At 47.5% G+C, this 24,617-nt stretch carries 20 protein-coding genes and 3 tRNA genes; 12 read left to right on the top strand and 11 right to left on the bottom strand.

What is annotated here, in order from left to right; all coding sequences use genetic code 11:
- Nucleotides 1-189: 189 nt before the first annotated feature.
- Nucleotides 190-648: a MarR family winged helix-turn-helix transcriptional regulator gene (locus G8768_RS17325; RefSeq protein WP_166843689.1), complete on the top strand. Its 459-nt coding sequence runs from the start codon at nucleotides 190-192 to the stop codon at nucleotides 646-648.
- 92 nt (nucleotides 649-740) lie between these two features.
- Here the strand turns inward: G8768_RS17325 and G8768_RS17320 are convergent, their stop codons facing one another.
- Complete coding sequence (locus tag G8768_RS17320; RefSeq protein WP_166843690.1) at nucleotides 741-977, bottom strand: DUF2970 domain-containing protein; 237 nt, start codon at nucleotides 975-977, stop codon at nucleotides 741-743.
- A 157-nt stretch (nucleotides 978-1,134) separates the two neighbouring features.
- Here G8768_RS17320 and G8768_RS17315 point away from each other — a divergent pair, with 157 nt between their 5' ends.
- Nucleotides 1,135-2,913, top strand: a complete 1,779-nt coding sequence (locus G8768_RS17315) for a DUF885 domain-containing protein (protein WP_166843691.1) — start codon at nucleotides 1,135-1,137, stop codon at nucleotides 2,911-2,913.
- Between the two features lie 66 nt (nucleotides 2,914-2,979).
- Here the strand turns inward: G8768_RS17315 and G8768_RS17310 are convergent, their stop codons facing one another.
- A complete protein-coding gene (locus tag G8768_RS17310) occupies nucleotides 2,980-3,246 on the bottom strand; it encodes a hypothetical protein (protein ID WP_166843692.1) in 267 nt (88 codons plus the stop codon).
- A 231-nt stretch (nucleotides 3,247-3,477) separates the two neighbouring features.
- On the opposite strand from G8768_RS17310, the gene recQ reads away from it, so the two are divergent.
- The 5 genes from recQ to deoD all read left to right on the top strand — a co-directional run bounded on the left by recQ (nucleotide 3,478) and on the right by deoD (nucleotide 9,473).
- Nucleotides 3,478-5,643, top strand: coding sequence for a DNA helicase RecQ (gene recQ, locus G8768_RS17305; protein ID WP_166843693.1), 2,166 nt, complete (start codon nucleotides 3,478-3,480; stop codon nucleotides 5,641-5,643).
- The gene (locus tag G8768_RS17300) at nucleotides 5,640-6,428 is read left to right on the top strand and encodes a pseudouridine synthase (protein ID WP_166843694.1); all 789 of its coding nucleotides are present in this window, start codon (nucleotides 5,640-5,642) and stop codon (nucleotides 6,426-6,428) included. The genes recQ and G8768_RS17300 overlap by 4 nt, the downstream gene beginning before the upstream one ends.
- 318 nt (nucleotides 6,429-6,746) lie before the next feature.
- Nucleotides 6,747-7,328 carry a phosphoribosyltransferase gene (locus G8768_RS17295; RefSeq protein WP_341801029.1) on the top strand — a complete coding sequence of 194 codons (582 nt, stop codon included), beginning with the start codon at nucleotides 6,747-6,749 and terminating at the stop codon, nucleotides 7,326-7,328.
- A gap of 43 nt (nucleotides 7,329-7,371) precedes the next feature.
- Nucleotides 7,372-8,673 (top strand): phosphopentomutase, encoded by a 1,302-nt coding sequence (locus G8768_RS17290; RefSeq protein WP_166843695.1) that lies wholly within the window; start codon nucleotides 7,372-7,374, stop codon nucleotides 8,671-8,673.
- Between the two features lie 92 nt (nucleotides 8,674-8,765).
- Nucleotides 8,766-9,473 (top strand): purine-nucleoside phosphorylase, encoded by a 708-nt coding sequence (gene deoD, locus G8768_RS17285; RefSeq protein ID WP_166843696.1) that lies wholly within the window; start codon nucleotides 8,766-8,768, stop codon nucleotides 9,471-9,473.
- Nucleotides 9,474-9,543: 70 nt separating this feature from the next.
- Here the strand turns inward: deoD and G8768_RS17280 are convergent, their stop codons facing one another.
- The 4 genes from G8768_RS17280 to folD form a co-directional block, all read right to left on the bottom strand.
- Complete coding sequence (locus G8768_RS17280; protein ID WP_166843697.1) at nucleotides 9,544-10,560, bottom strand: class I SAM-dependent methyltransferase; 1,017 nt, start codon at nucleotides 10,558-10,560, stop codon at nucleotides 9,544-9,546.
- A 98-nt stretch (nucleotides 10,561-10,658) separates the two neighbouring features.
- Nucleotides 10,659-11,348 (bottom strand): pseudouridine synthase, encoded by a 690-nt coding sequence (locus tag G8768_RS17275; RefSeq protein WP_208020254.1) that lies wholly within the window; start codon nucleotides 11,346-11,348, stop codon nucleotides 10,659-10,661.
- A complete protein-coding gene (gene truC, locus G8768_RS17270) occupies nucleotides 11,335-12,276 on the bottom strand; it encodes a tRNA pseudouridine(65) synthase TruC (RefSeq protein WP_306667747.1) in 942 nt (313 codons plus the stop codon). Before truC ends, G8768_RS17275 begins: the two co-directional genes overlap by 14 nt.
- 37 nt (nucleotides 12,277-12,313) lie before the next feature.
- Entirely contained in the window at nucleotides 12,314-13,159 is an 846-nt protein-coding gene (gene folD / locus G8768_RS17265) for a bifunctional methylenetetrahydrofolate dehydrogenase/methenyltetrahydrofolate cyclohydrolase FolD (protein WP_166843698.1), read from the bottom strand.
- A 275-nt stretch (nucleotides 13,160-13,434) separates the two neighbouring features.
- Here folD and G8768_RS17260 point away from each other — a divergent pair.
- The 4 genes from G8768_RS17260 (at nucleotide 13,435) to G8768_RS17245 (ending at nucleotide 14,580) form a co-directional block, all read left to right on the top strand.
- Nucleotides 13,435-13,511: transfer RNA gene (locus G8768_RS17260), tRNA-Pro, on the top strand.
- A gap of 28 nt (nucleotides 13,512-13,539) precedes the next feature.
- Nucleotides 13,540-13,616, top strand: a tRNA-Arg gene (locus G8768_RS17255).
- A 61-nt stretch (nucleotides 13,617-13,677) separates the two neighbouring features.
- A tRNA-His gene (locus tag G8768_RS17250) sits at nucleotides 13,678-13,753 on the top strand.
- A gap of 212 nt (nucleotides 13,754-13,965) precedes the next feature.
- Complete coding sequence (locus G8768_RS17245; protein WP_166843699.1) at nucleotides 13,966-14,580, top strand: energy transducer TonB; 615 nt, start codon at nucleotides 13,966-13,968, stop codon at nucleotides 14,578-14,580.
- A gap of 582 nt (nucleotides 14,581-15,162) precedes the next feature.
- Here the strand turns inward: G8768_RS17245 and phaZ7 are convergent.
- From phaZ7 to G8768_RS17225, 4 genes are all read right to left on the bottom strand, one after another.
- Complete coding sequence (phaZ7, locus tag G8768_RS17240) at nucleotides 15,163-16,266, bottom strand: extracellular native short-chain-length polyhydroxyalkanoate depolymerase PhaZ7 (RefSeq protein WP_208020253.1); 1,104 nt, start codon at nucleotides 16,264-16,266, stop codon at nucleotides 15,163-15,165.
- Between the two features lie 208 nt (nucleotides 16,267-16,474).
- Nucleotides 16,475-16,909 (bottom strand): transposase, encoded by a 435-nt coding sequence (locus G8768_RS17235; protein ID WP_166843700.1) that lies wholly within the window; start codon nucleotides 16,907-16,909, stop codon nucleotides 16,475-16,477.
- A gap of 330 nt (nucleotides 16,910-17,239) precedes the next feature.
- Nucleotides 17,240-18,310: a GGDEF domain-containing protein gene (locus G8768_RS17230; protein WP_166843701.1), complete on the bottom strand. Its 1,071-nt coding sequence runs from the start codon at nucleotides 18,308-18,310 to the stop codon at nucleotides 17,240-17,242.
- Nucleotides 18,311-19,318: 1,008 nt separating this feature from the next.
- The gene (locus G8768_RS17225) at nucleotides 19,319-21,256 is read right to left on the bottom strand and encodes a carboxylesterase family protein (protein WP_166843702.1); all 1,938 of its coding nucleotides are present in this window, start codon (nucleotides 21,254-21,256) and stop codon (nucleotides 19,319-19,321) included.
- Nucleotides 21,257-21,776: 520 nt separating this feature from the next.
- Here G8768_RS17225 and G8768_RS17220 point away from each other — a divergent pair.
- On the top strand, nucleotides 21,777-22,973 hold the full coding sequence (locus tag G8768_RS17220) for a GGDEF domain-containing protein (RefSeq protein ID WP_166843703.1): 1,197 nt from the start codon (nucleotides 21,777-21,779) through the stop codon (nucleotides 22,971-22,973).
- Nucleotides 22,974-23,052: 79 nt separating this feature from the next.
- Here G8768_RS17220 and G8768_RS17215 read toward each other — a convergent pair whose 3' ends face one another.
- Nucleotides 23,053-24,453 carry a YfcC family protein gene (locus G8768_RS17215; RefSeq protein ID WP_166843704.1) on the bottom strand — a complete coding sequence of 467 codons (1,401 nt, stop codon included), beginning with the start codon at nucleotides 24,451-24,453 and terminating at the stop codon, nucleotides 23,053-23,055.
- Nucleotides 24,454-24,617 lie beyond the last annotated feature (164 nt).

The raw sequence follows: 24,617 nt of genomic DNA, 5'->3' as shown, positions 1-24,617 counted from the left end.
TGATGTAACTCTACAAGACCAAGCGGACAGTACTGCAGATGCAATTGCCGCCGTAGCCTTAATAACAATATTCGTGGCTACGTGCATTTTCTGGATTAGCGGGCAATAAAAAGTCCATAAAATCACCACAGAGTGATAGATATAAAGGGAATAGGGCCTGCTACTCCGTAATCACAAAAAGGGTGTGTTATGGAAACTTTAAGTAGCAGTCATGGATTTCGTCTGGACGACAGTTTTTTGTTTTGGCTAGGCCGAGCAAGTCACGAGCTCCAGGAATCTTTCAATAGAAATTTAGCCGATACGGATGTCACCTGGCCGCAGTGGATGGTAATGAATGTCCTTTACCATCAGATTGCCCAGACTCCAGCTCAAGTGGCAGATTATCTTGGCATTGATCGCTCGGCAGTGACGCGCCTGGCCGATCGCCTCGCTAAAAAAGGCTTATTAGAGCGTAAACAGGACGGTGTAGACCGTCGCTGTGTTCAGCTGTGCCTGACTCCACGAGGAAGCCGTATTATTTTTACTCTGAACCAGCAGGCCGATGAGCATCAGCGGCGCTTAAACACTTCGCTGGGGCAGGATAATGTGGTGGCGTTAAATGGCCAGGTGCGCGTGTTGCTGAAGCAACTCGGCGTGGAGCCGCATTGAGTGGGACTGCATTGATTAAATTTGCAGTATATTGAATCAGCTTAAGAGCCCGGTTTTTACACCGGGTTTTTTTGTGCCTGATTTGTTTTGTATTAATCAGCCAGGATAAGCTTCACCAGAAATACGGTTCCAATCACAAATAAGGCGGTAAAAATAATACCGGCAGCAATAAAGCTGTAAATATTGCCGTGTTGAAAATCGCGCTCGCGATTTTTATCCGTTTGTACGCCAAAGGCTGCGGCCAAGGTGCTGATGACCAAGGATACAAAACCTGGCTTGCTGCTGGGGCTGCTCACCGTATCTTCCTGCTGCTCTTGGGGACTTATCATAATTATCCGTCTTAATAGTGATTTAACGGCAAAGTAATACCTTGATGGTTAACGTGTCCTGGAGAGTTAACCGATTCCAGTGCTATGTTAACGGCTTAAAAAGTATTCAGCCAGTGTAAAACTTCAGCAGCTGACAATTAATGCCAGTGGAGAAACTATGTTGTTACGCCAGAACATGATGAAAAATGCCTTGAAACTTTGCGGTGTGGGCTTATTAAGCTCCGCCGCGATGTTTGCTTCCGCCAATGCCGACCAGCGCCTGGAATCGTTGATGGCCGATTATTGGGACGGTTATCTGAACCAAAATCCGTTACAGGCCAATCTCAATGGTGATATGCGCCACAGCGACAAGCTGGGGCGTGTCGATGGTCAGGGCAGAGCTGAAGCGCAGCAATTACTGGACGAATCCTTAAAGCAACTGAAAACAGTCAAATTTGATCAGTTAAGTGCGCAACAGAAAGTGAACTTTCAGTTATTTGATTGGATGTTGCGTCACGAGCGCCGCACTCTGGATTTTGATTGGCATTATTATACGTTCACCACCTATTCGGGCTGGCATGATGGTTTTGCTCGTTCGGCACCGCGCGTGCGAATCAAAAATGAGCAAGACGCCAAAAACTATATCAAGCGTTTGGCGGCTTTTGAAAAGTTTGCTGACGACAATATGGCTTTAATGCGCGAAGGTATTCGTACAGCCAACACTCAGCCCTGTGAAACACTGGTGGGTTATGAAGAAGGCATTCGTGGCTACATTAAACCGGTAGAAGACTCGGCCTTTTATGGGCCGTTGAAAAAACTGCCTGCCACCATTGATGCCAAAGCTCAGGAAAAACTTAAGACGGATGCCAAGGCCGTTATCGCCAAGCATGTGTTGCCAAAGTATCAAGCCTATCTGGATTTTTATCTGGAGGATTACCAGCCGGCCTGTCGTAAAGTTGTCGGCATCTCTTCGGTGAACAATGGCGGGGAACTGTACGATCACTTCGTAAAATACTACACCACGGTTGATACCGACGCGGATGCGGTACACAAGATCGGCCAGAGCGAAGTTAAGCGTATTCGCGAAGAAATGAAAGCCATTATGCAAGAGGTGAAATTCGACGGCGACTTTAAGGCGTTCCTGAATTTCCTGCGTACCGATCCCCAGTTTTATCCCAAAACCGAAATCGGTTATATGGCTGCTGCAGCGGCTATCGCAAAAGATATGGATGGTAAGCTGCCGGAGTATTTTTCTTACTTACCACGTAACCCTTATGGTATTGAAAAAGTACCTGCACAAATAGCACCTAAAGTTACTCCGGCCTATTACCAGCGTGGTGCAGCTGATGGTACTCGTGCCGGTAAATATTTTCTGAATACTTACGACCTGAAAAGTCGCGCGCTGTACGAGTTGCCGGCGTTAACTCTGCACGAAGCTGTGCCCGGCCATCACCTGCAAATTTCTATTCAAAATGAATTGCAGAACTTGCCTGAGTTCCGCCGCTTTTACTACTTTCATCCCTTTGGTGAAGGATGGGCGCTGTATGCGGAATATCTGGGCGAAGAGATGGGCATGTACAACACGCCCTACGAACGCTTCGGTCGTTTAACCTATGAAATGTGGCGTGCGCTGCGTTTGGTGGTAGATACGGGTATGCACGCCAAAGGCTGGACTCGTCAGCAGGCCATCGACTTCATGGTGAATAACAGTGCCTTGTCGCTACATAACATCACTACGGAAGTGGATCGCTACATTACCTGGCCTGGTCAGGCACTGTCTTACAAGATGGGTGAGCTCAAGATTCGGGAGCTACGCCAGTTTGCCGAGAAAGAACTGGGTGGAAAATTCGATTTGCGTGAGTTCCATACTCAGGTGCTTACGAACGGTGCGGTGCCGTTGTCGGTACTGGAGCAGTTAATCAAAGAGTGGGTGGCCGAGCAGAAAGCTGCTGCTTGAGTGCTCGCTCAACAGAGCTTAAAAATGATTGGCGGCAGCTCATAGGGCTGCCGCTTTTCTATGTGCCTACTGGCAGCCGAGATCCGGATTGTCGATGATGATCTCACCGTCCAGACAGGTGATTTTGATGTCATCCAGGCGAGGGTGGCAATCACTGGCGAGGCGGGCACAGAGATCTTCCTTATCCAGTAAAATCGTGCCTACATGCAAAATGCGCGTAGCGACCCCTTTGCAGCCCTCATGTTGAATCAGGTTGCGCAGCTGGAAGCTATTGACCAGGTACCGTCCCATGGGAAATACCGGCAGCACCTCTTTAAAAACATCGTATTGCATGGTGTTCTTCCTTTGTTGTGTTATGGCTTTGATCATAAACAAATTCGATGAGCATGTATTGATCTGAGCCCAGGAATTGCATCGAATTGTCCGAAAAATGTCCAGTTTGAGTGCTGCCTGACGGCATCATGGAGAAATCGGGAAGGCGACGAGGGTTGGGTTCTGCCTTGGGTGCTTAAATCAACGATTTGTCTTAAGTGTTCGGGCGGGCTTCGGGGTATACTGACGGCCATGAATTCAGCTCTCGATATACTCCAACACCGCTTCGGCTATTCCGCTTTCAGGGCTCCCCAGGAAGAGATCATAAACACCGTAATTACGGGTGATGATGCCCTGGTCATTATGCCGACCGGGGGCGGTAAATCCCTGTGTTATCAAATCCCGGCTCTGGCACGACCTGGTGTGGCGATTGTTGTTTCTCCCCTGATTGCATTGATGCAAAACCAGGTCGATGCTCTGGCTCAGTTGGGCATATCGGCCGCTTTTCTCAATTCCTCTATCAGCCATCAAGAAGCCATGGCGGTGGAGCAGGGCTTGCGTGAAGGGCATATCGATCTTTTGTATGTTGCGCCCGAGCGTTTTAATACGCCGTCCTTTGCAGCACTGTTGGAGCAATTGCATATTGCTCTGTTTGCGGTGGATGAGGCCCACTGTGTTTCCCAGTGGGGGCATGATTTCCGAGCGGATTATTTGCACCTCGCAGAACTGATGAATCGATTTCCCGAGGTTCCGCGTATCGCCTTGACGGCAACAGCCGATGAAAACACCCGAGAGGAAATCGTCGCGCGCTTGCAACTGCGTGAGCAGCGCCATTTTATTTGTGGTTTTGATCGCAGCAATATTCAGTATCGCATTGAACAAAAACAAGATGGCAAGCGTCAGTTGCTGCAGTTTTTGGAAAAGGAATATCCCCAGGCTGCGGGCGTCGTGTATTGCTTGTCGCGCAAAAAAGTTGAAGATATCGCCGAGTTTTTACAGCGGCAGGGCTTTAAGGCCTTGCCGTATCATGCAGGCTTGGGCCAGTCGATGAGGCAGGAACATCAGGACCGCTTCTTGCGGGAAGAAAATCTGATCATCGTCGCAACCATTGCCTTTGGCATGGGTATCGATAAACCCGATGTGCGTTTTGTTGCCCATCTGGATTTACCAAAAAGTGTTGAGGCGTATTATCAGGAAACCGGTCGTGCGGGGCGTGATGGGGCAGACGCAACAGCCTGGATGATTTACGGTTTACAGGATGTCATTAAATTGCGCCAGATGGCCGAAGGTTCAAACGGTTCCGAACAATTCAAGCGGCAGGAGCGCCACCGCCTGGATGCCATGTTGGGTTTATGTGAATTGACAAGTTGTCGGCGTCAAACCCTGCTGGCCTATTTTGGTGAAGAGCTGCCAGAACCTTGCGGGAATTGCGATAACTGCATTACACCACCAGAAACCTGGGATGCCAGTGAAGCGGCACAAAAAGCATTAAGCACCGTATACCGCAGTGGACAGCGTTTTGGCGTGAACCACCTTATCGATATTTTGCTGGGTAAGGAAACCGAAAAAATTCGTCAGTTTTCCCATCAGTCTTTAAGCACCTACGGCATTGGTAAGGAATTGAATGCGACCCAGTGGCGAAATGTTTTTCGTCAGCTTGTCGCTCAGGGTTTGTTGAATGTGGATGTCAGCGCATTTGGCGGTCTGCGTCTCTCGGAATCGTGTCGCGCCGTTTTGCAAGGTAAGCAGGCGCTGTTTTTGCGTAAAGAAGCCTTGCGGAGCAAAAGCGGCAAGCAAAAATCGGCCAAAGCCGGGAAGAGTTTTCTCAAAGAAGGTGAGCAGGCGCTTTGGGAAGCCTTACGGGCATTGCGTAAGGAGCTGGCTCTGGAGCAGGACCTGCCACCTTATATGATTTTCCACGATGCCACATTGATGGAAATGATTCGTTTGTCGCCGAAAACCTTAGACGACCTTTCCAACATCAGTGGTATCGGTGACAGCAAGCTGGAGTTGTATGGTGAGGCTTTTCTGGACTGTTTGCTGGAGTATTCCGAGGATGAGACTGCGGCAAACGCGGAAGATGAACACACGATTTATCAAACCTACACCTTGTTTAAAGCCGGGATGGATATCCCCACCATTTCTCAGCAGCGCGCCTTAAAGGAAACCACGATCTATCAGCACCTTGAGCAACTGCTCAGTGACGGTGCCTTACTGATTGATGACGTTCTAGCGCTGCAAAGTGAAGATATTCAGGCCATTGAAGAGGCTTTGGATGAAGTTGAAGCGACCAGTCAGGCGAATGGCGAACCACTGCGTTTAAAACCGGTATTTGAAGCACTGGATGAATGTTACAGCTATGCCGAAATCCGTTGTGTGCGTGCAGCACGTTTGGCCCCGGCCTTGGGAATGGCATGACGAGGCCAGATTCAAACAGAGAAGCTTATGCCGCCCAGGGCTTTGAGTTACTGGCGCTGAATGAACATTTTGTTCTGATCAACAAGGCGGCAGGTATTGGCTTTCACGATGAGGTGGAGGGTCAAAATCAAACGATACGTCAGCTCGGACTTTTTAATCGGGTTCAACAGTGTTTATTGGAAGATAAGCTTATCGATCAGCCGCTTTTTCCGCTCCATCGGTTGGATAAGGGCACCTCAGGCTTGCTGCTTCTGGGCCGCCGGGCTGAGGTAGCCCGTGAGCTGGGCGAGGCCTTTTCGCAAGGGCGGGTGCAAAAATACTACCTCGCTTTAAGCAAGCACAAACCCAAGAAGAAGCAGGGCGCCGTCAAAGGGGGTATGCAGAAAGCTCGCCGTGGTGCCTGGAGACTGACTTCAGGGAAAGACAATTATGCTCACAGCCAATTTTTCAGCCGGGGATTAGGGCAGGGCTATCGCCTGTTCCTCTGGCGACCACGCACAGGGAAAACTCACCAGCTCAGGGTGGCCATGAAAAGCCTGGGCAGCCCCATCCTGGGTGATGCTCTCTATGGGTGCCAGGAAGCTATCGAAAACTCCGCAGGCTTCTATCTGCATGCCTATCAGCTGGCTTTTCACCTGGCAGGCAATGACTATTGTTTTCAGTGTGATCCGATGTCTGAAGACAGGGCGTTTCCCTGGTTATTGCCCGACTCGACGCCGAACGGTGAATGTGAGCTTGCTCTAGAGGCGTTCTCTCGGCCAGAGGCCCTGAGCTGGCCGGTCTGAGGCTTTTGACAGGCGACCTCAGGCTGGCTATCATCGCCGTTTTACGGCACGTATTTATCGTCTTGCCTTCGACTTGTCGATTCCCGTTTTACCCACAGTGGTTATGGGCTATTGACAGTCCTCACTATGTCGCAGTGTCAATACCACATTGCGTATAGCGCTCGCGATCAATGACGTTTGATCCAGCTCCAAGCTTTTGCTTTGCTACACTGAATGCCTTCTCTCCGGGTAGGCATAGGGCACGCTTGACGCTGGGATAAATGCCGCAAGAGGAGCCTGTCAGGCAGGCTAGTGAAAACAGTTTAGGTAGGTAAGTCTGTGATAGAGAAAACGTATATTTCGCCCCAGTCCTTGTACGAGGATTCTTTTAAGCTAGCGGCCCAGATTTTTGAGAGCGGCTTTCGTCCGAATTATATTGTCGGTGTATGGCGTGGCGGCACACCCGTTGGCATTGTGGTGCAGGAGCTGTTGGAGTACTGTGGTGTTGAATCAGACCACATTGCAATCCGAACCTCTTCCTACGACGGCATTGGCAAGCGTAGTGATAATGTTCGTGTGCATGGCCTGGGGTATATTGTCGATAAAATTAATGCCGAAGACAGTCTGCTGATCGTTGATGATATCTATGACAGTGGTCTGAGCGTGCAGGCGGTTTTAAGAGAGCTGAAAGCTCGCTGCCGCAAAAACACTCCGGCGGATGTGCGTGTTGCGACTTTATATTACAAACCCAAGAACAACAAAACAGACAGTCAACCGGATTTCTACGTTCATGAATCGGAAGAGTGGCTGGTGTTTCCCCATGAAATTCTGGGGCTGAACCACGATGAGATTCAGGAAAACAAGGCGGGCTTGGGCAGCATGATGGATAAGCTGCGTGAGTGGGCTCCGGCTCAAGACTGATTGCTAAATTGACGCTCAGCTATTCAATGAACGAGTGTGGTTTATGGCGAATGAAAGCTCTGTGAATTTTTCATCGAACATCGAGTCCTCGGCAAAAGGCCGGCTCGGACGTGCAATTCTCCTGGTGCTGGACTCTTTCGGAGTTGGCGCCAGCGAAGATGCCGAAAGTTTCGGTGATGCGGGTTCCAATACCCTCGGGCATATCGCTCAGTATTGCGCCGAAGGGCGCTGTGAAAACGGACGCAGTGGCCCATTGCATTTGCCTAACCTTAAGCAACTGGGTTTATTCAATGCGGCTCAGGCCAGTGATGCCTCAATTCCTGCATTGAATGCGTTAGTTGAAAACGATACTTCAACGCTTATTGGACGCTACGGATTTGCCAAAGAGTTGAGCACTGGCAAAGACACCTCAAGCGGCCATTGGGAAATGAGTGGTGTTCCGGTATTTTTTGACTGGAGCTATTTTTCCGACAAGACCAACAGCTTCCCGAAGGAGCTATTGCAGGCCATTATCGAGGCGGGTGATTTAAGCGGTGTACTGGCAAATTGTCACGCCTCCGGCACCGAGATTATTGCTCGTTTAGGCGAGGAGCATATGGCTACAGGTAAGCCCATTATCTACACCTCGGCCGATAGTGTGGTGCAGATAGCCGCTCATGAAGAAAGCTTTGGTCTCGACCGTTTGTTGGCGCTGTGTGAAAAAACGCGGGCTATTCTCGATCAAATGCCAGGGTTAAATGTTGGTCGTGTGATTGCCAGGCCATTTGTGGGCTCCTGTGCTGATAACTTCACACGCACGGGTAATCGTAGAGATTATTCGGTACCACCACCGGAAGCCACCTTGCTTGATAAGTTGATTGCAGCTCAAGGAAACGTTTTTTCTGTAGGCAAGATTGCCGACATTTTTGCCCAGCAAGGTATCAGCCAGCGTTATAAGGCCAATGGTATTGAGGCTTTGTTTGAACAAACCATAAAGGCTTTGAATGACGCTGGCGATAAGACCTTGGTGTTTACTAATTTTGTCGATTTCGATTCAAGCTATGGCCATCGACGTGATGTGAACGGTTACGCCCAAGCCCTGGAAGCATTTGATGCAATGTTGCCGCGCTTAATGGATTCCATGAGCGAAAACGATATCCTGTTGATCAGTGCTGATCACGGTTGCGATCCAAGTTGGCCGGGGACTGACCATACCCGCGAACATGTTCCGGTATTGGCCTATGGAAAAACGCTGGCTGCCGAGAATGTTGGTAAACGCAACAGTTTTGCAGATATAGGCCAGAGTCTGGCGGGCTATTTTGGCTTGGAAGCCTTGCCCTACGGCGAAAGCTTTCTCGTGTCTTGATTTTTATTCATACACCTAATCACACTTAGATATTCATTTTTACGCTTTCCGAGATTAACTTGAGAAAGTGAAACAGAAAATAAGGTAAAAATATGCCATCACTGCATATGAACGCGCCCGATGGGGCTTTTGCAGAAACCGTAATCATGCCCGGCGATCCGTTGCGTGCAAAATATATTGCAGAAACCTTTTTGGATGATGCCAAACAGGTGACTGATGTTCGCAATATGCTGGGCTTTACGGGTAGCTATAAAGGTGAGCCGCTTTCAGTGATGGCCCATGGTATGGGTACGCCATCGGCGCTGATTTATTGCACTGAACTGGTACAACACTATGGCGTAAAGCGTATGTTGCGTGTGGGAAGTTGCGGGGCGGTGCATCCGGATGTACAGCTGCGCGATATTATTATTGCCCAGGGCGCCTCGACAGATTCGGCAGCGATGAAACAGCGTTTGGGGCCTTTTGATTTTGCGGCTACGGCAAGTTATGGATTGCTGGAAAAAGCGGTGAATTCGGCACGAGCTTTGGGAACCCAGCATCGCATCGGTTCAATCTTTACCAGTGATTTGTTTTACTGGCCAGAGGGCGATATCTACGATCGCCTGGCCAAATACAATATTCTCGCTATTGAGATGGAAGCGGCTGCGGTGTATTCCGTTGCGGCCGAGTTTGGTGTGGAAGCCCTGGCCATTGCAACGGTAAGTGACCATATTCGTACGGGCGCTGCATTGAGCACAGAAGAGCGCCAGACAACGTTCGATCAAATGATTGAGCTGGGTTTAGCGACGGTTTCCGCTTAAGAACTTTTCTATTATGAATGCTGGCCAAGTGTTTGTTGCACTTGGCTATTTTCTTTCTACTTCAGTATCTTTACTGGAAACGCAAAATCTTAAACTGCTTATTGTTTTCCAGGCAGTCGATCTGCTTGAAATACGCTTTGGCTTTCTTCTCAATTCCGATAAAACTGTTAACCACAAAATACGCGCGGCCGCCTTCTGATAAATGCGTTTTTGCGCTTTCCAGAAACTTGTCGGTGAGTTGATTTTCGACATCAAAGCCCTGATGGAAAGGGGGGTTGCAGACCACTGTATCAAAGCGCTGATCGATATTCCTGGCACAGTCATCAGGAATAACGTCATACTCAAGCTTGGCTTGCTGATTGTCCTGAAGATTTTTCAGATTGGCGAGACAGCTCGCGATGGCCGCTGCATTGTTGTCGCTGGCGCAGAGGTATTCAGGTTGCTGTTGCAGGGCCATGCCGACGCTGAGGAATCCATAGCCGCAGCCGAGATCAAGCACGCGCTTTACAGCATTTTGCTCAAACTCTGACTGAATGGCTTCCAGCAAAAGCAGGCTGCCTTGATCGAGTTTATTCCAGCCAAACTGCCCGGGTTTACTCTGTAGCTCAAAACCTTGAAATTCCAATGTAGGGCGCAGCTGTGAGTAGTTTTGATCGTCCAGAAGTTCGTTTGGCTTGTTATTTATGGTAGCGGTGCAGAGATAGTCGAGCCCATGCTTTTCAATGTCGCAGTTGCCTAGCAGCTTTTTCACGGATTTGGCGTAGCTCTTAATGCCTTGATTTTTCTGGCCAGAAAAGACGAGGGTGCCGCCATTGCTCAGTGCAGAAATGGCCTGGTTGATGATGTGGTGGTTGACGGCCTTTTCCTTGCTCAAACGAAATGCTAGACAATCGAGTTGATCAGCTTCTATTTTCCAATCGCTAAACCTGGCGCCAGGGATCGCAGCTGCCACATCAAAGCGGTTGCTAATGATCTTGCAGCCTTCAGGAAGCGAAGCAATACTACCCAATGTATTTTCATCCAGGCAAAGCATGCTGTTTTTGCTATGGCTCAAATAGGGCAGGCAAAGCTGTATGGCGGTATCCATTGTTGTTTCATTCCTGGTCGGAGTTGGGTCGTTATTCGAATCAAGCTCTTATTTGAATAAAGCGTTTAAAAGGAATTTAAAAGCGGCTTAAAGGCAGCTTAAAAAGACGCGGCTTCTTCTTCGCTCAGCTCACGATATTCGCCTTCTTCCAGATCGCCAAGATCAATTTGGCCAACACTCTTTCGGTGAAGTTCAATAACGCGATTATTTACAGCGCCAAACATGCGCTTAACCTGATGATAGCGGCCTTCGCTGATGGTCACATTCAATTCATTGCTGAACAAGCGTTCAACCTCGGCAGGTTTGCAGGGCTTGGGTTCACCTTGCAGACGAATACCATTTCTCAGTTGCTCAATGTCTTCATCGCTGATGTCTGAAGCAAGGCAGACGTAATAACATTTCCCTTGACCTTTGTTCGGTGATGTTACGCGATGATTCCACTGGCCATCATCACTGATCAATACCAGACCGGTGGTGTCGATATCCAAACGACCACAGATTTGCAGTTGGTCTTTTCTGGGTTCGTCCAGTAACTCAAGAACCGTTGGGTGCTCGTCATCCTGATTGGTGCACACATAGCCCTGGGGTTTGTTCAGAACAAAGTAACGTGGGCGCGCTGCACTGACGGTTTCGCCATCGATGCTTATGTGATCATTTTCATTGATCTTTATGCTCGGATCTTTTTGCACAGTGCCGTTTACTTTTACAAGGCCTTGGCGTGCAGAACGTAGCACTTGCTTGCGAGACAACTCGGTGGCGGAAGCGATAAATTTATCAAGGCGTATCATGCGTACCTTCATGTTTTGGGGTCTGTAATTCAGTGGGCAGCTGTGTCTGCCAGTCAAAGCGATTGAGCAGCAGCTGCCAGCAATCATCCAGGCTGGCCCACAGTTCGATAGGCTGCTCGGTCATTGGGTGTTTGAGACTCAAGCTTGCCGCGTGCAAAAGCAGGCGAGGGCAATCGAGGTGCTCTTTAAAATATCGGTTATGCCGACCGCGCCCGTGTTTGGCATCGCCAATAATCGGGTGGCTGATATGTTTGCAGTGGCGACGTATCTGGTGCTTTCGCCCTTGTTTCGGTTTAGCCCAAACCAAAGAATAACGGCTTTTATCAAAGCCTTCTATTTTGACGTCCAATTCGGTGGTGGCCAGACGTTTTATTCGCGTTTCGGCACTTTGGGCGGGTTTGTCTTGCTGGGCTTTTTTGTCGGTTATTTTATCGAGCTTTTCTTTTAATGGGTGATCAATAAAAATATCTTCCGGCGCCCACCCGCGAACAACAGCCAAATAGCCTTTCTGCCATTTGTGACCTTCTGTTTCCTGTTGTTGATTCATGAGAGACGCGATTTCACTGGACAATGCAAAAACCAGAACCCCGGAAGTCGGTTTATCCAATCGGTGCAAGGGGAAAACATGTTGGCCGATTTGATCGCGCACTATCTGCATCGCAAAACGAGTTTCGTGACGATCAATCATACTGCGGTGCACGAGTAAGCCGCTGGGTTTGTTCACAGCAACGAGGTGCTCGTCTTGATAGAGAATGGGCAGAGTTTCTGTCATAGGGCAGCGCTTTGTTTCGGATTCCGTTGCCGCCTTCAATTTCAGTATGGGCTTTCGGGGGACGGATAGCCCATCCATTGGGCTCGCTTGGGCTTCCTGCTGAAGAAGCCCCCGGAAACTCATGCTCAAGCCAAATACCGATAGAGGCAGTTGCATGTATTGGGTGGTTTCCGGGAGTTGAATTTAAACTACTTTAGCCAATCTTCTTCTCACCAGAATCCACTGACTGGTAGATCAGCGTATTAATGGTCATTGGCCCAACACCACCAGGAACCGGGGTGTAAGCCGCCACACGATCAACAAGCGGAGCAAGTTCGATATCGCCGACGCCACCTGGGTGGTAACCTGCATCGACAACCACAGCGCCATCTTTAATCCAATCGGCTTTAATAAACTCAGGCTTGCCCACGGCGCCAACGATAATGTCGGCCTGCTTGATGTGCTCAGCCAGGTTTTGAGTGCGGGAATGGCAGATGGTGACAGTGGCATTGGCCCCCAGCAGCATCATCGCCATTGGCTTACCGAGAATAGGGCTGCGACCAACCACAACCGCGTGCTTGCCTTCAATGTCGATATCATAGGCTTCCAGCAGACGCATGATGCCTTTAGGGGTTGCGCAGCCGTAGGCTTCTTCGCCCATGCTCATGCGACCAAAGCCCAGGCAGGTCACGCCGTCCACGTCCTTCTCCAGGGCGATAGCGTCAAAGCAGGCGCGCTCATCGATTTGGGCGGGTACCGGGTGTTGCAGAAGAATGCCGTGCACATTCGGGTTGTTGTTCAGCGAGTCGATCTCAGTCAGCAGCTGCTCGGTAGTGGTTTCCTCGGGCAGTTCGACCTTAAGGGAGTCCATGCCAATGCGCTGACAGGCATTTCCCTTCATTTTCACGTAGGTGGCTGACGCAGGGTCACCGCCAACCAGGATAGTGGCCAAAATGGGAGTTTGGCCGCCGCTGCGAGCTTTCAGGGCGTCGACGCGGCTGGACAGTTCTTCTTCTGTTTTTTGGGCAAGGGCTTTGCCATCTAACAGTAGGGCGGGCATGGGCTGAACCTCGGGCAATTAAAAACGGCGTATTCTCCCATAGGTGGGGCAGCAGGCCAAGAATTAGGCCGCCTGTGCAGTGCAGAAATTGGCTTTTGGCACACCCCGGGCAGGGCTTTTCAGAGCGAGTTTGAAAAAGCGCCAAAACGCACAAAATAAAGGCATAAGTTGCTGAATTAAAAGAAATTTAACTTTTTTTGAAAAAGGCGTTGACGGCCATGGGGGGCATCTGTATTATTCGCACCTCCTGAAACGCGGCAGTCGCCGAGTTTAGTCGGAGTGTAGCGCAGCTTGGTAGCGCATCTGGTTTGGGACCAGAGGGTCGGGGGTTCGAATCCCTCCACTCCGACCATCTTTTCGAGCCACGTTTGGCCTTTTAGGCGCCCGTAGCTCAGCTGGATAGAGCATCCGCCTTCTAAGCGGATGGCCGCAGGTTCGAGTCCTGCCGGGCGCGCCATTTTCCCAAATGATGTTTCCCATCCAGCGTACACCCTCAAGGATATTCATCCTTTGCAGTGGTGGCTGTAGCTCAGTTGGTAGAGCCCCGGATTGTGATTCCGGTGGTCGCGGGTTCGATCCCCGTCAGCCACCCCATTATACCTAGTCCCCAGCATAATTATTCAGTAACGTAAACTGATTTCAGATATCTCCAGAAGTGGCTCCATACTTAGCTTCCCTAATTGCTTGGCTCGGCCTAGTTTAGGGTGGGCCTTGCTCTGATATACTCCTAATTCTTTTTTCCTGATTACAAGGTAACATTTGCTCAGGGATGGTAATTTCAATGGAATACTAAGGAAGAATTCAGGATGGTCATACTTAAACGGTATTTTCTAACTTTCATTACTTGTTGTATTTTTTCAAGTCAGAGTCTTGCAGGAGAATTAGTAATTTCTCCTGTCACTCTGGATGCTAAGAAGCTTTCTGAAGTGAAAAATCTAGTGGCCCATCGAATGAAACCCTTGTCTACTGAAGATTATGAATTACAGTCGGTTAGTATGGCTAACTTGATAGGAAAGGAAGGGCTGATTGTTTGTGTGGAATCGCAAAAAGCGCGATTTTCTTATCCCTCACCATATGCATTTATGAAAACAAACACGCATATGTACAACCTTGGAGGGGGCGGATTCTGCAAGCTGGGATCAGGCACATTTAATTACCAGGAGTATAGTCTGAAGCGCGGCGGTCACATGAAGATGTCAAAAAGTGATCGAAAAAAAATTCCCTCTGGCAAAGTAACTCTTCAATTTTCAGTTAATGAACACGGACGGGTGGAAGGCGTCAAAGTAATAGACAATAGTACAGGTTCAGAAGCGGCGGAAAAAATTGCAACTCGCACACTTAAAAAGTATCGTTACCGACCGAGAGTGGTGGGGGATGCTTCAGTTTCAGTACATGGTCTACGTCAACGTTTCAGTTTCTAGGGTTTCTAAGGAAGATGAGATTACTTATAGAAATAGTGGCCTTGGTGTTGTCATCGCACGACATAGCATAAACACAGGGCACTAGAGCTGAACATCAAACTACGCTTGAAGAGTTCGGTGTTGAATTGCAGAAACTCCGCTTTACCCAATATCTTCACCGTATGCTAGGGCCCTGTATAACTCAAATTGATATTCTCCCTTCAGGGAGGACTAACGATCTAAAAGCTTTTGAGGTGTTTCGTTTAATACGCGAATCGCATTCAATGGATATCGTTGATGGCCATCATGATCGTTTACACCTTTCATCTTTCTAACGTAGATGGTGAATCCATAAATCAAGACTTTTTTGTTCTCCGTTAATCATTGTGGCTTCTCCAGGGTCATTAACATGCGAGCTATGTGCGAACCGGACCATATTCATCATGGGCCAGGTAGGGAGATTCGCGACTTCAAGAGTCGGCTGATACCCCCAGTCAGTGATATTTCGAATGTAGGCGTCAGTTAATCATTCCCCGCTGGGTTATAGCGGGGAATGGAGAGATCAGGGCAGTCATTGAGCGTTTCACTTTCTTGTAGTTTGGCTCATTGAACCGGCCCACTATATTGACCTGCACAATTTGTCCCTGAGCATTGGCTGTTCAACATTTCATACAAAATCACACCGGTGTTGATTTTTGCACCGAAGTGTCCGACGCCGTCGGCATCTCCACCTAATAGATTCAAAGGACTAAAATCATCGAAGTTCATATCGATAGAGCTGGCAAGTGAGCCTGCCCCGACGTTGATTTGAGCCTGTACATTGGGGCGATTGTTAAATAGAGAGCCACTGTCGCAAACGCTATAGCCAATTAATGTACTGCAATGAACCTGGTCTCGAAACCCTGCATGAAGGGTGTAAAACTTTACGGCGCTATTGTACTGGGGCGCTCGTCGCATGCTTTTATTGCTGCTGCTTCCAGTCCAATCATTACGCCCCCAGCTGACGTAAAACGCACCGGTGCTGGGGTGAAGCCCAAATGTGTAGCTATCGTAAATATTCTGTCCTGCACAGGTTGAAAACAAAGGGTTGGCATAGCCGACATATCGGCAGGACTGCAAGCCGCGAACGGCGCCTGCAATATTAATAAAGCGTCGAACGCTTCCCCATTTGGAATATCGTTTTAACGAGGATAACGCCATGCTGACACCGAGAGAATGGGCGACAATGTCCACTTCGTTTTTGCCGGTGTAAGTTTTCACGCTGTCTATGAAATCCGCGAGAATCGCTTGTTTATCGTCTTCGTGATAATTCGAGCCTGGCATCGATCGTTCGTAGGGGCTCAGATAACTAATTCCAAACAGCTCACAATCGTTATATCCCCGGGCTTTGAATTCGTCATATACGCTGCGGCTGGGCAGGCTGTACCCGGGCGCTGCCTGGGTTGGTGGCGCATCCCAGTTGATCGCTTGATCACCATTACCATGAATAAAAATAACGGGTGTCTTGCTGGCACTGCATTGGCCACCGCCAAAGCCGCCATATCCGCTTACCGGGGCAAAGCCGCCCGCAAACTGGTCTTCTGCGCCTGAGCAGGCGGGGAAGTTATAGCTTCCGCAGCTCAGCGACAGGGCCTTTGATGGCAGCAGTGAGGTGAGAAGAGCAATTGAGATGCTCATAGATAGAATAAATGATCTGCTTGCAAGCATGTTGAATGTCCTCTTGACGTTATTGTTGTAGGCACTTCAACAGCAGGCTAGCACGCAGCTCAAAGACTTGAACATGCGACCTTAGAATGAGCTGGCGCCTATTTTCTTTATATGGGAAAGGCGCATCAGGCGTCAGGCTGGGGTTGTCCGGGAAGAGGCGTTCCAGATGATCTTTTACAGTGTGTTGTTTTGAGCAAAGCGGGGAGCATTAAGACACACAAATAACATTGTGCCAAAGAAAGTATCCATCGCCTTTGGCTTCTTCAATAAGCACTAGGTTGTTGGAGGTATTCTTGATGTTGTTTGCAATCCACTCCTTGGAAGAGGGGGTGTCAAAAAATACTTTAACATTGGTAATTTTAAACAGGTTTGGGTGAAGTTGAGCGAGGTTTTTAAAGATATTCCCCAATAGCCCAGAACGAGCCCAGCGATCGGCCTTTGTGTAGATAACCCTCCAATCGCCATAGGTTTTCGGGAGCTTTGACCAAGGGCACTTATGCACAGTTATATACAGCAGGGCACCGATGAGTTGGCTTGCTGAAATTTGTCCCTTTTTCCCCCTGGGTTTTGGAAGGATGTCTTCAAACTGGCTGATAGATTCCTCTATAAATGCCAGATCAATAATATGTGTTTTTCTACTCATTAGAATTATGGTTCGTCCTAATTAGTTTTCTTCTATTTGGAATGTTGACGGCTATTTGCTGCGAAAAAAGGGTTAAAAAGAGCCGCATTACTTCTGCGGCTAAGACTACAGGTGCATTGTGCACTGGAAGCGCTGAAAGAAGGGTTGTGTTCAGAATTTTCTGAAGGGTTAATGCTGGTCGATGGCATGATTGGCTAGTCCCATTTTTTGGTACCTTCGTGTTAATATTTTAAAGTAATTTAAAATATTTTTTGGTTAAAAAGTTTTAGTTTTTATGCGTAAAATGAAAAGATCTTTTCCAGATCTGGATTAGCTTTCTTTTTAAAATCCCTAATTTGCATTTAACTTCTCACAATGGGTGCTCTCAAAATGAGACCTTCCGCTAGTGGTGCTCTCCCAGTTCTTTGAAAACTCCACGTAATTTCTCCCTTGCTCTTTGGCTTTGTAAAGTGACTGGTCGGCTCTTTTAATCCACTCATCAATGGATTCACATCCGCTGATGCTGGCAGCTCCAGTGCTAATGGTTGTTATGATTTTGCTGGAATCAAATGTTCTCTGTTTCAATTCGTTGAGAACTCGGAGTGAGCCGCTGTAATTTGTACCTTCGAGGATGATAAGGAATTCATCGCCACCGATTCTGAATATGGTGTCGTTTTTTCGTATCATGCTTTTTGCAAGGTATGAAAACGCTATGATGTTCTTGTCCCCGACATCATGGCCGTGCGAGTCGTTAACTTCTTTGAGCTTGTCTAAATCAATCATGGCAACAACCGACGGTATCCCTTTTTCTTTCCATATGTTCCAGCTGCGTTGAAGCTGCTGGTCCAGGGCATGCCGGTTTAACAGGCCAGTCATGGCATCCGTGACGGATATGCTGATCAGGTGTGCCTGGTTTCTATGCAGGCGAAATGATATTAGGTTGCAAAAGACCAGTGTAAAGGTAGCAGCATAAATGAACCGGATGCTCATTGGGCTTTCGACCTCAATGGCCGCAAACGCAGAGGAAAACATGAGTTCCAGTGTTCCGAAAATAAGTGCTATTTTGGCTGGAAATAGAAAAGAGACAGAAAGGGTAATGGGAAAAAACCAAAAAAGCCCTTTCTGACCGACATATAAAATAGGTAGCGTTGACGATATCAACAGAAAAAGCAGGGTTAGAAAAATAAGGAGCAACGGTGCTCTTTTTTGAGTAATAAGTGAGAACGAAACAAATAACGTTAGAAAAATGGAAAATCCGGCATTTGCAAAAACAATAGAATGATTGCCGTTTAATGCGCTTACATAGGTAAAGGGGATGTATCCTAGTAAGCAGAGTGCAGTGATAATTACAAGTAATCTTTTCTGGAATGTTGTGATTACTTTGTCCCCAGCCCCCCAGCTTAAAAGGTTCAGATCTTCCATAGCAATTCCTACTTCTCAAACACTGATAACTCTATGAAGCTTATTGGTATAGGTAGATGCTTCAGTCTTGAAAAAATACTTATCCTGTTAATAAATCCATCTGGAAAAATCTGCTTTTTAACGAAAGCTTGATTCTAAAATTTTTCTTTTGCTTCTTTAAGCTTAGTTGTTTTAGTAGCTTTAGCTTACGTTAAGTGGAATTAAGAATCACTAAAATACTATATGTTTTTTGCTGGGGTATGCTTCTTCTGGAGTATGACCATATTGAAAACTTATCGATAGTGCTCTGGGCCACAGGGCATAGGGGGTATGAGCTTTTGAAGGACGCTACTGATAGGAGGAATCAACAGCTTCTGCGTGAAAATTCTGGAAAAGTCGGGTCTAAAATGAGCAATTCAGGCAAATAAGAAGAGAATCATTTTTTTTAAGCGATATTTTTTGTGTTGTAATGCTCAATATTCTTTTAAAGACAGGTAGGCGGCCTGATTTTCGGGTGTTTTTTTGCTCCTGTTTAACGATTTTTAAATATGATATTTTGATGAGTTATTAAAATTTAAGTTTGTCGCTTATTTCGAACTTAGTATCAGAATGTTTAAGATTACTGATCTTCGCCTGTATTGATCTTGCTCGTTGCTTGAACCATTTGCTGGATTATTAATCAGTTTGGGGTGGCCGTTTTTGTGGTGTATTTACGTTACGGTTTTGCATTCACTGATCCCTGATGTTGGGGAAACATCTTATTCGAATGCGAGTCAATATGTCAGGCTTCGGTTTTGAACGTTAGTGGAAAAAACGGGAAAACCTGATGCTTGAATTTTATGTTGTAATTATCATAAGTGTTTATATGCTGTTATCTTGTAAAACCGTTTTTCTTTTTGCATCTCACCACAAATGTTAAGATCAAGTAATTTAACAATAAATCGTGATGACCAACAAGTCGATAAAACAGAAGGGCGGCTTTTGGAGCAAGCCGCCGTGTAATTTCGCCGATCATACAACGTTTTCTTTTTAGTGCTTCAGTACCCTGAGCAACCAATTGCTGTATTTTAGATGGCTGTTTTCGTCCTGATACAAATGGCCTCTACCTTTCACAAATGATGTGCTTACGTGTGCTCCTTGTTCAGCAAGGAGCAGGCTTAACTGCTGCATAGGGGCGTAGCTCAACGCTGGATCTGCAGTACCATGGTAGATAAATACGGGAACATCGCGAAATATTGATAGAGAGTCTGCTTTGGAAAAATCAGGGAATTGATCAGAGTCCAGCCATAGGTTGGCCAGGTTGGGGTGGCCAGCAAAAATCGCCAGGCCTTTGTATTTGTCAGGTGATTCAGAGAATATTTTAAGAGCGCCATAGCCGCCCATTGAAAAGCCTCCGATGACTATCTTGTTGTTGTCTATCGAATAATGCCGGGAGGCGTCTGCTATAGCTTCATCAATATCAATTTTTGAATGTTTAAACGCATAGGCATTAAGCTGATCTCTTCCAAGAGGCGCAAGTTCGATAAACTCCCCGTTTCCTCGTTGTTTTTCCAGCAGGCGCTGTTCGTCTTGTCCGCTGCCATGCAGGAATACCAGTAGTGGATACTGTTTGCTCGGTGAATAATGAGCTGGCAGTTTGATGGAGTAGGGTTGCAGGCTGCCGTCCAGCATGGATTGAAAGGCTCTCCGATAGACTTTCTGTCCATCAGAAAAAACCGCCTTGCCACTCAGTGCAGATCGAATGTTTGATGCCGTTTTCAGTATTTTCTGTTGAAGATGATCAGCCGGTTCGTAGGGTTTCAGGGCAAGGATTTCATCTTCTATGGTTTTGATTTGAAATCGAAACGTATCTTCTAAGCCTTTGCTCAAACTTTTATTTTCCATTACTTCTCTAAGAAGCGGTTCGAGTCTTGTGCTGGGTAACACCGTAAAGGCTTGTTCAAAGTTGCCTGGGCGGTCTCTTGTTCTCAGGATGTAGGTTCCGGCTGGAATGGCTGCGGTGTTAAATGCCACTGAACCTGCCGGATCGGGTGTGCCTGAGAATGTATATACAGGTTGGCCGTTGTAAGTTTCGTTCCGAGCGTTATCTTGGGGTGTATCCGGCGAGGTATTCTGAGATGTATTCTGAGCTCCGCCTTGAGACAAAATCTGAAACACTTTGGGCTTTTGTGATTGCTTAAACGGAAAGCGTATCATTAATGATTGCCCGCTGATAACCGTGTGATGGTCAAAATAAAAGCTGTTTGAAAAAGTTGACCTAAACTGAGCAGTCTGCTCGGTTTTATAGGACTTCAAGCTGCGTGATGTTATGGCTTCGTCCCAAAACCCTTCGTCCGGCTTTATTGCGAAGCCTTTGGTGACGTATTGCCCCTGGAGACTTTTCATTCCTTTGGCGAAATACAGATTAATCCCGACATGTCGATTTGTTGAAGGGTGATAGGGGTGGATATCGTTCCAGGGGATAAACGCTTCAAAGCTTGTGCCGCTATCTGTTTCACTTGCTGCGATGGATGCTCCTGATGAGAGTTTCTTTCCCAGACTTGAACCATTGTAGGAGGATATATACTGTTCTTGTTTTTTGTCTTTCTTCAAGTTAGTTGGAGAATAGGACAACTCAATATACTCTTTGGATCGACCGAACGGATTTGCCTTGCCGACCATCACTTTAAACCCATCGCCATACAAGAACCCTCTTTTGTGGTAACTCAATGACTGGGCGTTGGTTTCTATGAGGACATAAAGACCTTCCTTATGAATCGCTAAGGTGTATTGTGCATTGATATTATCGTCTGAGTACTCGTTATCGAATGTGTAGATCTTAGTAAACTTGGAAGGAGCGATCGACTGTAGAAATGGATCTCTTTTTCCGTCGATAAAAGGCCGTTCCATTATAAGTGGCAGCTGTTCGGCATTTAGATGCAATGATATGGCACAGAATAGTAATGCTCTTGTGACGAGAGAAATCATAGCTGTTGTCTCGTTTATTGAAATTGAATTCACTGAGACGTAATACTATTGCTGAAGGTTTGAATGATCGGAGATTCACAATTAGCCTGTTCTCCAGTTACAGCCACTGGGCAGCTTGCATGCAGGCGTCATCAGTGTTGCTTGATGCATGAATATTCATGTGTTTAATGCTGAGCTTCCATAATATTTAAGGATAAGTGGGCTGTTGCAATAATTAGCTGAAAGCCTGGATTCCTCAGGTCGGGTTCATTTAGCGGTGAGCAGTATTTTCGTTGAGTGCCGGCCATTCAAGTATTGTCTTATTCTGGGGTTGGGATACAGTGCCGGGAGGCTTTGGTTAAATCCATACTGTTTGGAGGGCTACCGATGCTTTCTAACTTTTTGCTGGTTTGATGAATAATACTAAACTACGCTTTGATTACTGAATTATCTATTGGCTTAAAGTGTTGGTGTCGGGAATAGAGCTTTTATTTCTGACGATTACCTTGGTACTGGAACATGATGTTCTTGGGGAGCTCCGTTGGAATTAGATGATATTACCTTGATGTTGACCTTGTCTTTAGCCTCTCTGGTGGGTGCGGCTATTTTGGGGATACTGTCCTATATGAGCCGTGCAGTTGAGGGGGCAAAGTATTGGGCGATTGGGCTTTTTCTATTGTCGTTTGCCTATGGTTCACATTTATTTTTCCAGGATATGTCGTTTGCCGTTCGCGCAAATAGCCATAATTTATGTTTATTGTTAGGGCATGCTTTCTGGTTGATGGGCACCTATAAATTTGTTGGTAGTCCTCTGTCAAATCAACATAAAGTGTGGCTTATATTCCCCGTCATTGCTCTGACCTTGTCTTTTACCATTTTGTGGCCAAAAGCCGAATTCAGAATCGCCATTGTAGGTGCCTGGTTAATCTGGGTGCGCTTAAATTACGCTTGGATACTGTTTCAATATGCTCGCGATAATAAAATCGAAAAGTTGGCGGCCAATATTGCTGCCACGGTAGCGCTGGCCGAAGTATGCCTTAGCACTATTTACACTGTTTATGGGTCGCTGGGGCATTTGCCTTTCATTGGTTCGCAAATGAATTGGGTGTCGAGTATTACCTGGCTGGGTGCATTAATGGGGATAACCATAGGCACACCATTGCTAATGTTATTAAGCGTTGGACGACTTCTTGAGAAGCTTGATTTCGCGGCGCATCACGATGAGCTGACAGAGCTTCCAAATAGACGAGGGTTCTATGCGCGATTGTTGCCGTTGATATCTATAGCGAAGCGTAATCATCAGCAAGTCACCGTGTTGATGCTAGACATCGATCACTTTAAGTCAATCAACGACCAATATGGACACGCTATTGGTGATGAGGTGTTGAAAATATTAGCTGAAACATTGCGGTCTGTGTTGCGGGAGGCTGATATTGCTGCCCGCTGGGGAGGTGAGGAGGTGTGTGTGCTTTTGCATTCGGTGAATATCGACTCTGCATTGAACATTGCAAATCGAACACGCGAGATTTTCAGTGATGCATGCCAAAGCCACCCCGTTCTGGATGAAAAGGTTTCGCTGAGTATCGGTATCGCTTCTCGGCAACTGCTTGGGACCGATACCTTTGACACGCTTCAAGCTGAAGCGGATGACGCTTTATATCAGGCCAAAAATGAAGGGCGTGACCGGGTGTGTGTAAGTGACAGCGATGCTGCTCCCAATTATGGCATAGCGTATTGATGAGTCACGACATCGGCCAACTGTGGCGGCCATCAAGCCGCCACAGTATGAGCGATGTTTGTGTTGAATCGACGGTTGTTTATACCGGTTGTACATCGGCCCCGTAACCAAAAAACACAGCCAGCATAAGGACAATCGACGCGGCCAACATCAGCTTCAATATCAGCGGCAAGCAGAACCTGAACCAAGCGCTATAAGGCACACCTGCCATGCCGATAATGCCCATAAGCACCGCATTCGTCGGGATGATCATATTCGAAAAGCCATCTCCAAACTGATAAGCCAGTACAGCAATCTGACGGTTAACACCGATCAAATCACTCACGGGCGCCATCAACGGCATGGTGACGTAGGCTTGTCCGCTGCCGGAGGGGATAAAGAGATTGAGAATGCTCTGCATGATAAACATGCCAACAGAAGCCAGTTCAGCACCCAGATGTGAGAGGGGAAGAGACATGGCGTGAACCAGAGTATGCAGAATCTGGCCGTCTTCCATAATGAGTGCAATACCACGAGCAACGCCGACCAGGATGGCGGTTGTGGCCAGCTCCTGAACACCTTCGATGAATTTATTGGCGGCTTCATCGGCGCTGAGCTTGCCCACGATGATGGTAAACAGGCCCCACAGAATAAACATGGCGCCAAGCTGGTAGAGATACCATCCTTTTTCTGAAATGCCCCATACAGCGGTTGCAATGGTGGCAATAAGGCCAAGCAGAATCAGTTTGTGGCGTATGTTGAGCTTGGGATAATCGAGTGTTTCCTTGCCGGCCAGGGGGCAGGGTTGCCCAACGACGTAGGAAGCTGAAGGATCCGCTTGTATCATTCGCATATAGCGCCAAACGTGATGAAAACCGATCAGTACAAACGGTAAAAAGATCGCCAGGCGCAACTCGATACCAGAGTAAAGGGGGACTTCAGCGATTTGCTGAGCCACCATAACAGTGAACGGGTTGAAGGCTGAGACGCCATAACCAATGCCGTAACCCGTAACAACCATGCCCACGGCTGTCATTGCATCCAGTTTCATTGCCTTACAGAGGCCCACGAGAATCAGGACGAAGGGAATGTATTCTCCAGCGGTCCCAATGGCACTTGATGCCATTGAAAACACAAAGATGACCATGAAAATCAGCATCTGGGGCTTTGTTCCAAAGCGCTCCAGCAGACTTCCAATCAGAGCATCAATGGTACCTGTCGCCCGTGCAATGGCCAGGATGCCACCTACGGTAAATACAAAGAAGATAATGTCCTGGGCGGCGGCAAAGGCCCTGGGAATGGCGACTAAAAAGTCGAAAGGGCTCAATCTGACCTGATCTTGCGCGACGGTATAGGTTCCGGCAACTACGGCCTGGCGGCCATTTTCCAGAGTGATCGTCTCAAAGAAGCCCTGTGGAACAACCCATGTCGCAATATAGGCAATAAACATCATGCCCAATAGCAAAACCAGTGTGTGCGGTATTCTTATTCCCTTGCCCATAATTATTCTTCTACCTGGATAGTTTGGAAATGCGCCATCATATTCGGTTTTGTATACAATGCAAACCAAAGCTAACCGCTTAGCCTTGTGCGGTAGGAGAGAGGGTGTTACCGGATATCAGTAAATGCCAACCGGTTCTGTGAATTCGTAGGAATTTTGTTCAA

The sequence above is a fragment of the Pseudoteredinibacter isoporae genome (genome assembly GCF_011602085.1).
Taxonomy (GTDB): Bacteria; Pseudomonadota; Gammaproteobacteria; order Pseudomonadales; family Cellvibrionaceae; genus Pseudoteredinibacter; species Pseudoteredinibacter isoporae.
This window is presented reverse-complemented; position numbering and strand designations above follow the sequence as displayed.

What these genes read in the sequence shown, in the direction of transcription:
- G8768_RS17325 (WP_166843689.1), top strand. Translation starts at nt 190, where the DNA reads ATGGAAACTTTAAGTAGCAGTCATGGATTTCGTCTGGACGACAGTTTT.
- G8768_RS17320 (WP_166843690.1), bottom strand. Translation starts at nt 977, where the DNA reads ATGATAAGTCCCCAAGAGCAGCAGGAAGATACGGTGAGCAGCCCCAGC.
- G8768_RS17315 (WP_166843691.1), top strand. Translation starts at nt 1,135, where the DNA reads ATGTTGTTACGCCAGAACATGATGAAAAATGCCTTGAAACTTTGCGGT.
- G8768_RS17310 (WP_166843692.1), bottom strand. Translation starts at nt 3,246, where the DNA reads ATGCAATACGATGTTTTTAAAGAGGTGCTGCCGGTATTTCCCATGGGA.
- recQ (WP_166843693.1), top strand. Translation starts at nt 3,478, where the DNA reads ATGAATTCAGCTCTCGATATACTCCAACACCGCTTCGGCTATTCCGCT.
- G8768_RS17300 (WP_166843694.1), top strand. Translation starts at nt 5,640, where the DNA reads ATGACGAGGCCAGATTCAAACAGAGAAGCTTATGCCGCCCAGGGCTTT.
- G8768_RS17290 (WP_166843695.1), top strand. Translation starts at nt 7,372, where the DNA reads ATGGCGAATGAAAGCTCTGTGAATTTTTCATCGAACATCGAGTCCTCG.
- deoD (WP_166843696.1), top strand. Translation starts at nt 8,766, where the DNA reads ATGCCATCACTGCATATGAACGCGCCCGATGGGGCTTTTGCAGAAACC.
- G8768_RS17280 (WP_166843697.1), bottom strand. Translation starts at nt 10,560, where the DNA reads ATGGATACCGCCATACAGCTTTGCCTGCCCTATTTGAGCCATAGCAAA.
- G8768_RS17275 (WP_208020254.1), bottom strand. Translation starts at nt 11,348, where the DNA reads ATGATACGCCTTGATAAATTTATCGCTTCCGCCACCGAGTTGTCTCGC.
- truC (WP_306667747.1), bottom strand. Translation starts at nt 12,276, where the DNA reads ATGCAACTGCCTCTATCGGTATTTGGCTTGAGCATGAGTTTCCGGGGG.
- folD (WP_166843698.1), bottom strand. Translation starts at nt 13,159, where the DNA reads ATGCCCGCCCTACTGTTAGATGGCAAAGCCCTTGCCCAAAAAACAGAA.
- G8768_RS17245 (WP_166843699.1), top strand. Translation starts at nt 13,966, where the DNA reads ATGGTCATACTTAAACGGTATTTTCTAACTTTCATTACTTGTTGTATT.
- phaZ7 (WP_208020253.1), bottom strand. Translation starts at nt 16,266, where the DNA reads ATGCTTGCAAGCAGATCATTTATTCTATCTATGAGCATCTCAATTGCT.
- G8768_RS17235 (WP_166843700.1), bottom strand. Translation starts at nt 16,909, where the DNA reads ATGAGTAGAAAAACACATATTATTGATCTGGCATTTATAGAGGAATCT.
- G8768_RS17230 (WP_166843701.1), bottom strand. Translation starts at nt 18,310, where the DNA reads ATGGAAGATCTGAACCTTTTAAGCTGGGGGGCTGGGGACAAAGTAATC.
- G8768_RS17225 (WP_166843702.1), bottom strand. Translation starts at nt 21,256, where the DNA reads ATGATTTCTCTCGTCACAAGAGCATTACTATTCTGTGCCATATCATTG.
- G8768_RS17215 (WP_166843704.1), bottom strand. Translation starts at nt 24,453, where the DNA reads ATGGGCAAGGGAATAAGAATACCGCACACACTGGTTTTGCTATTGGGC.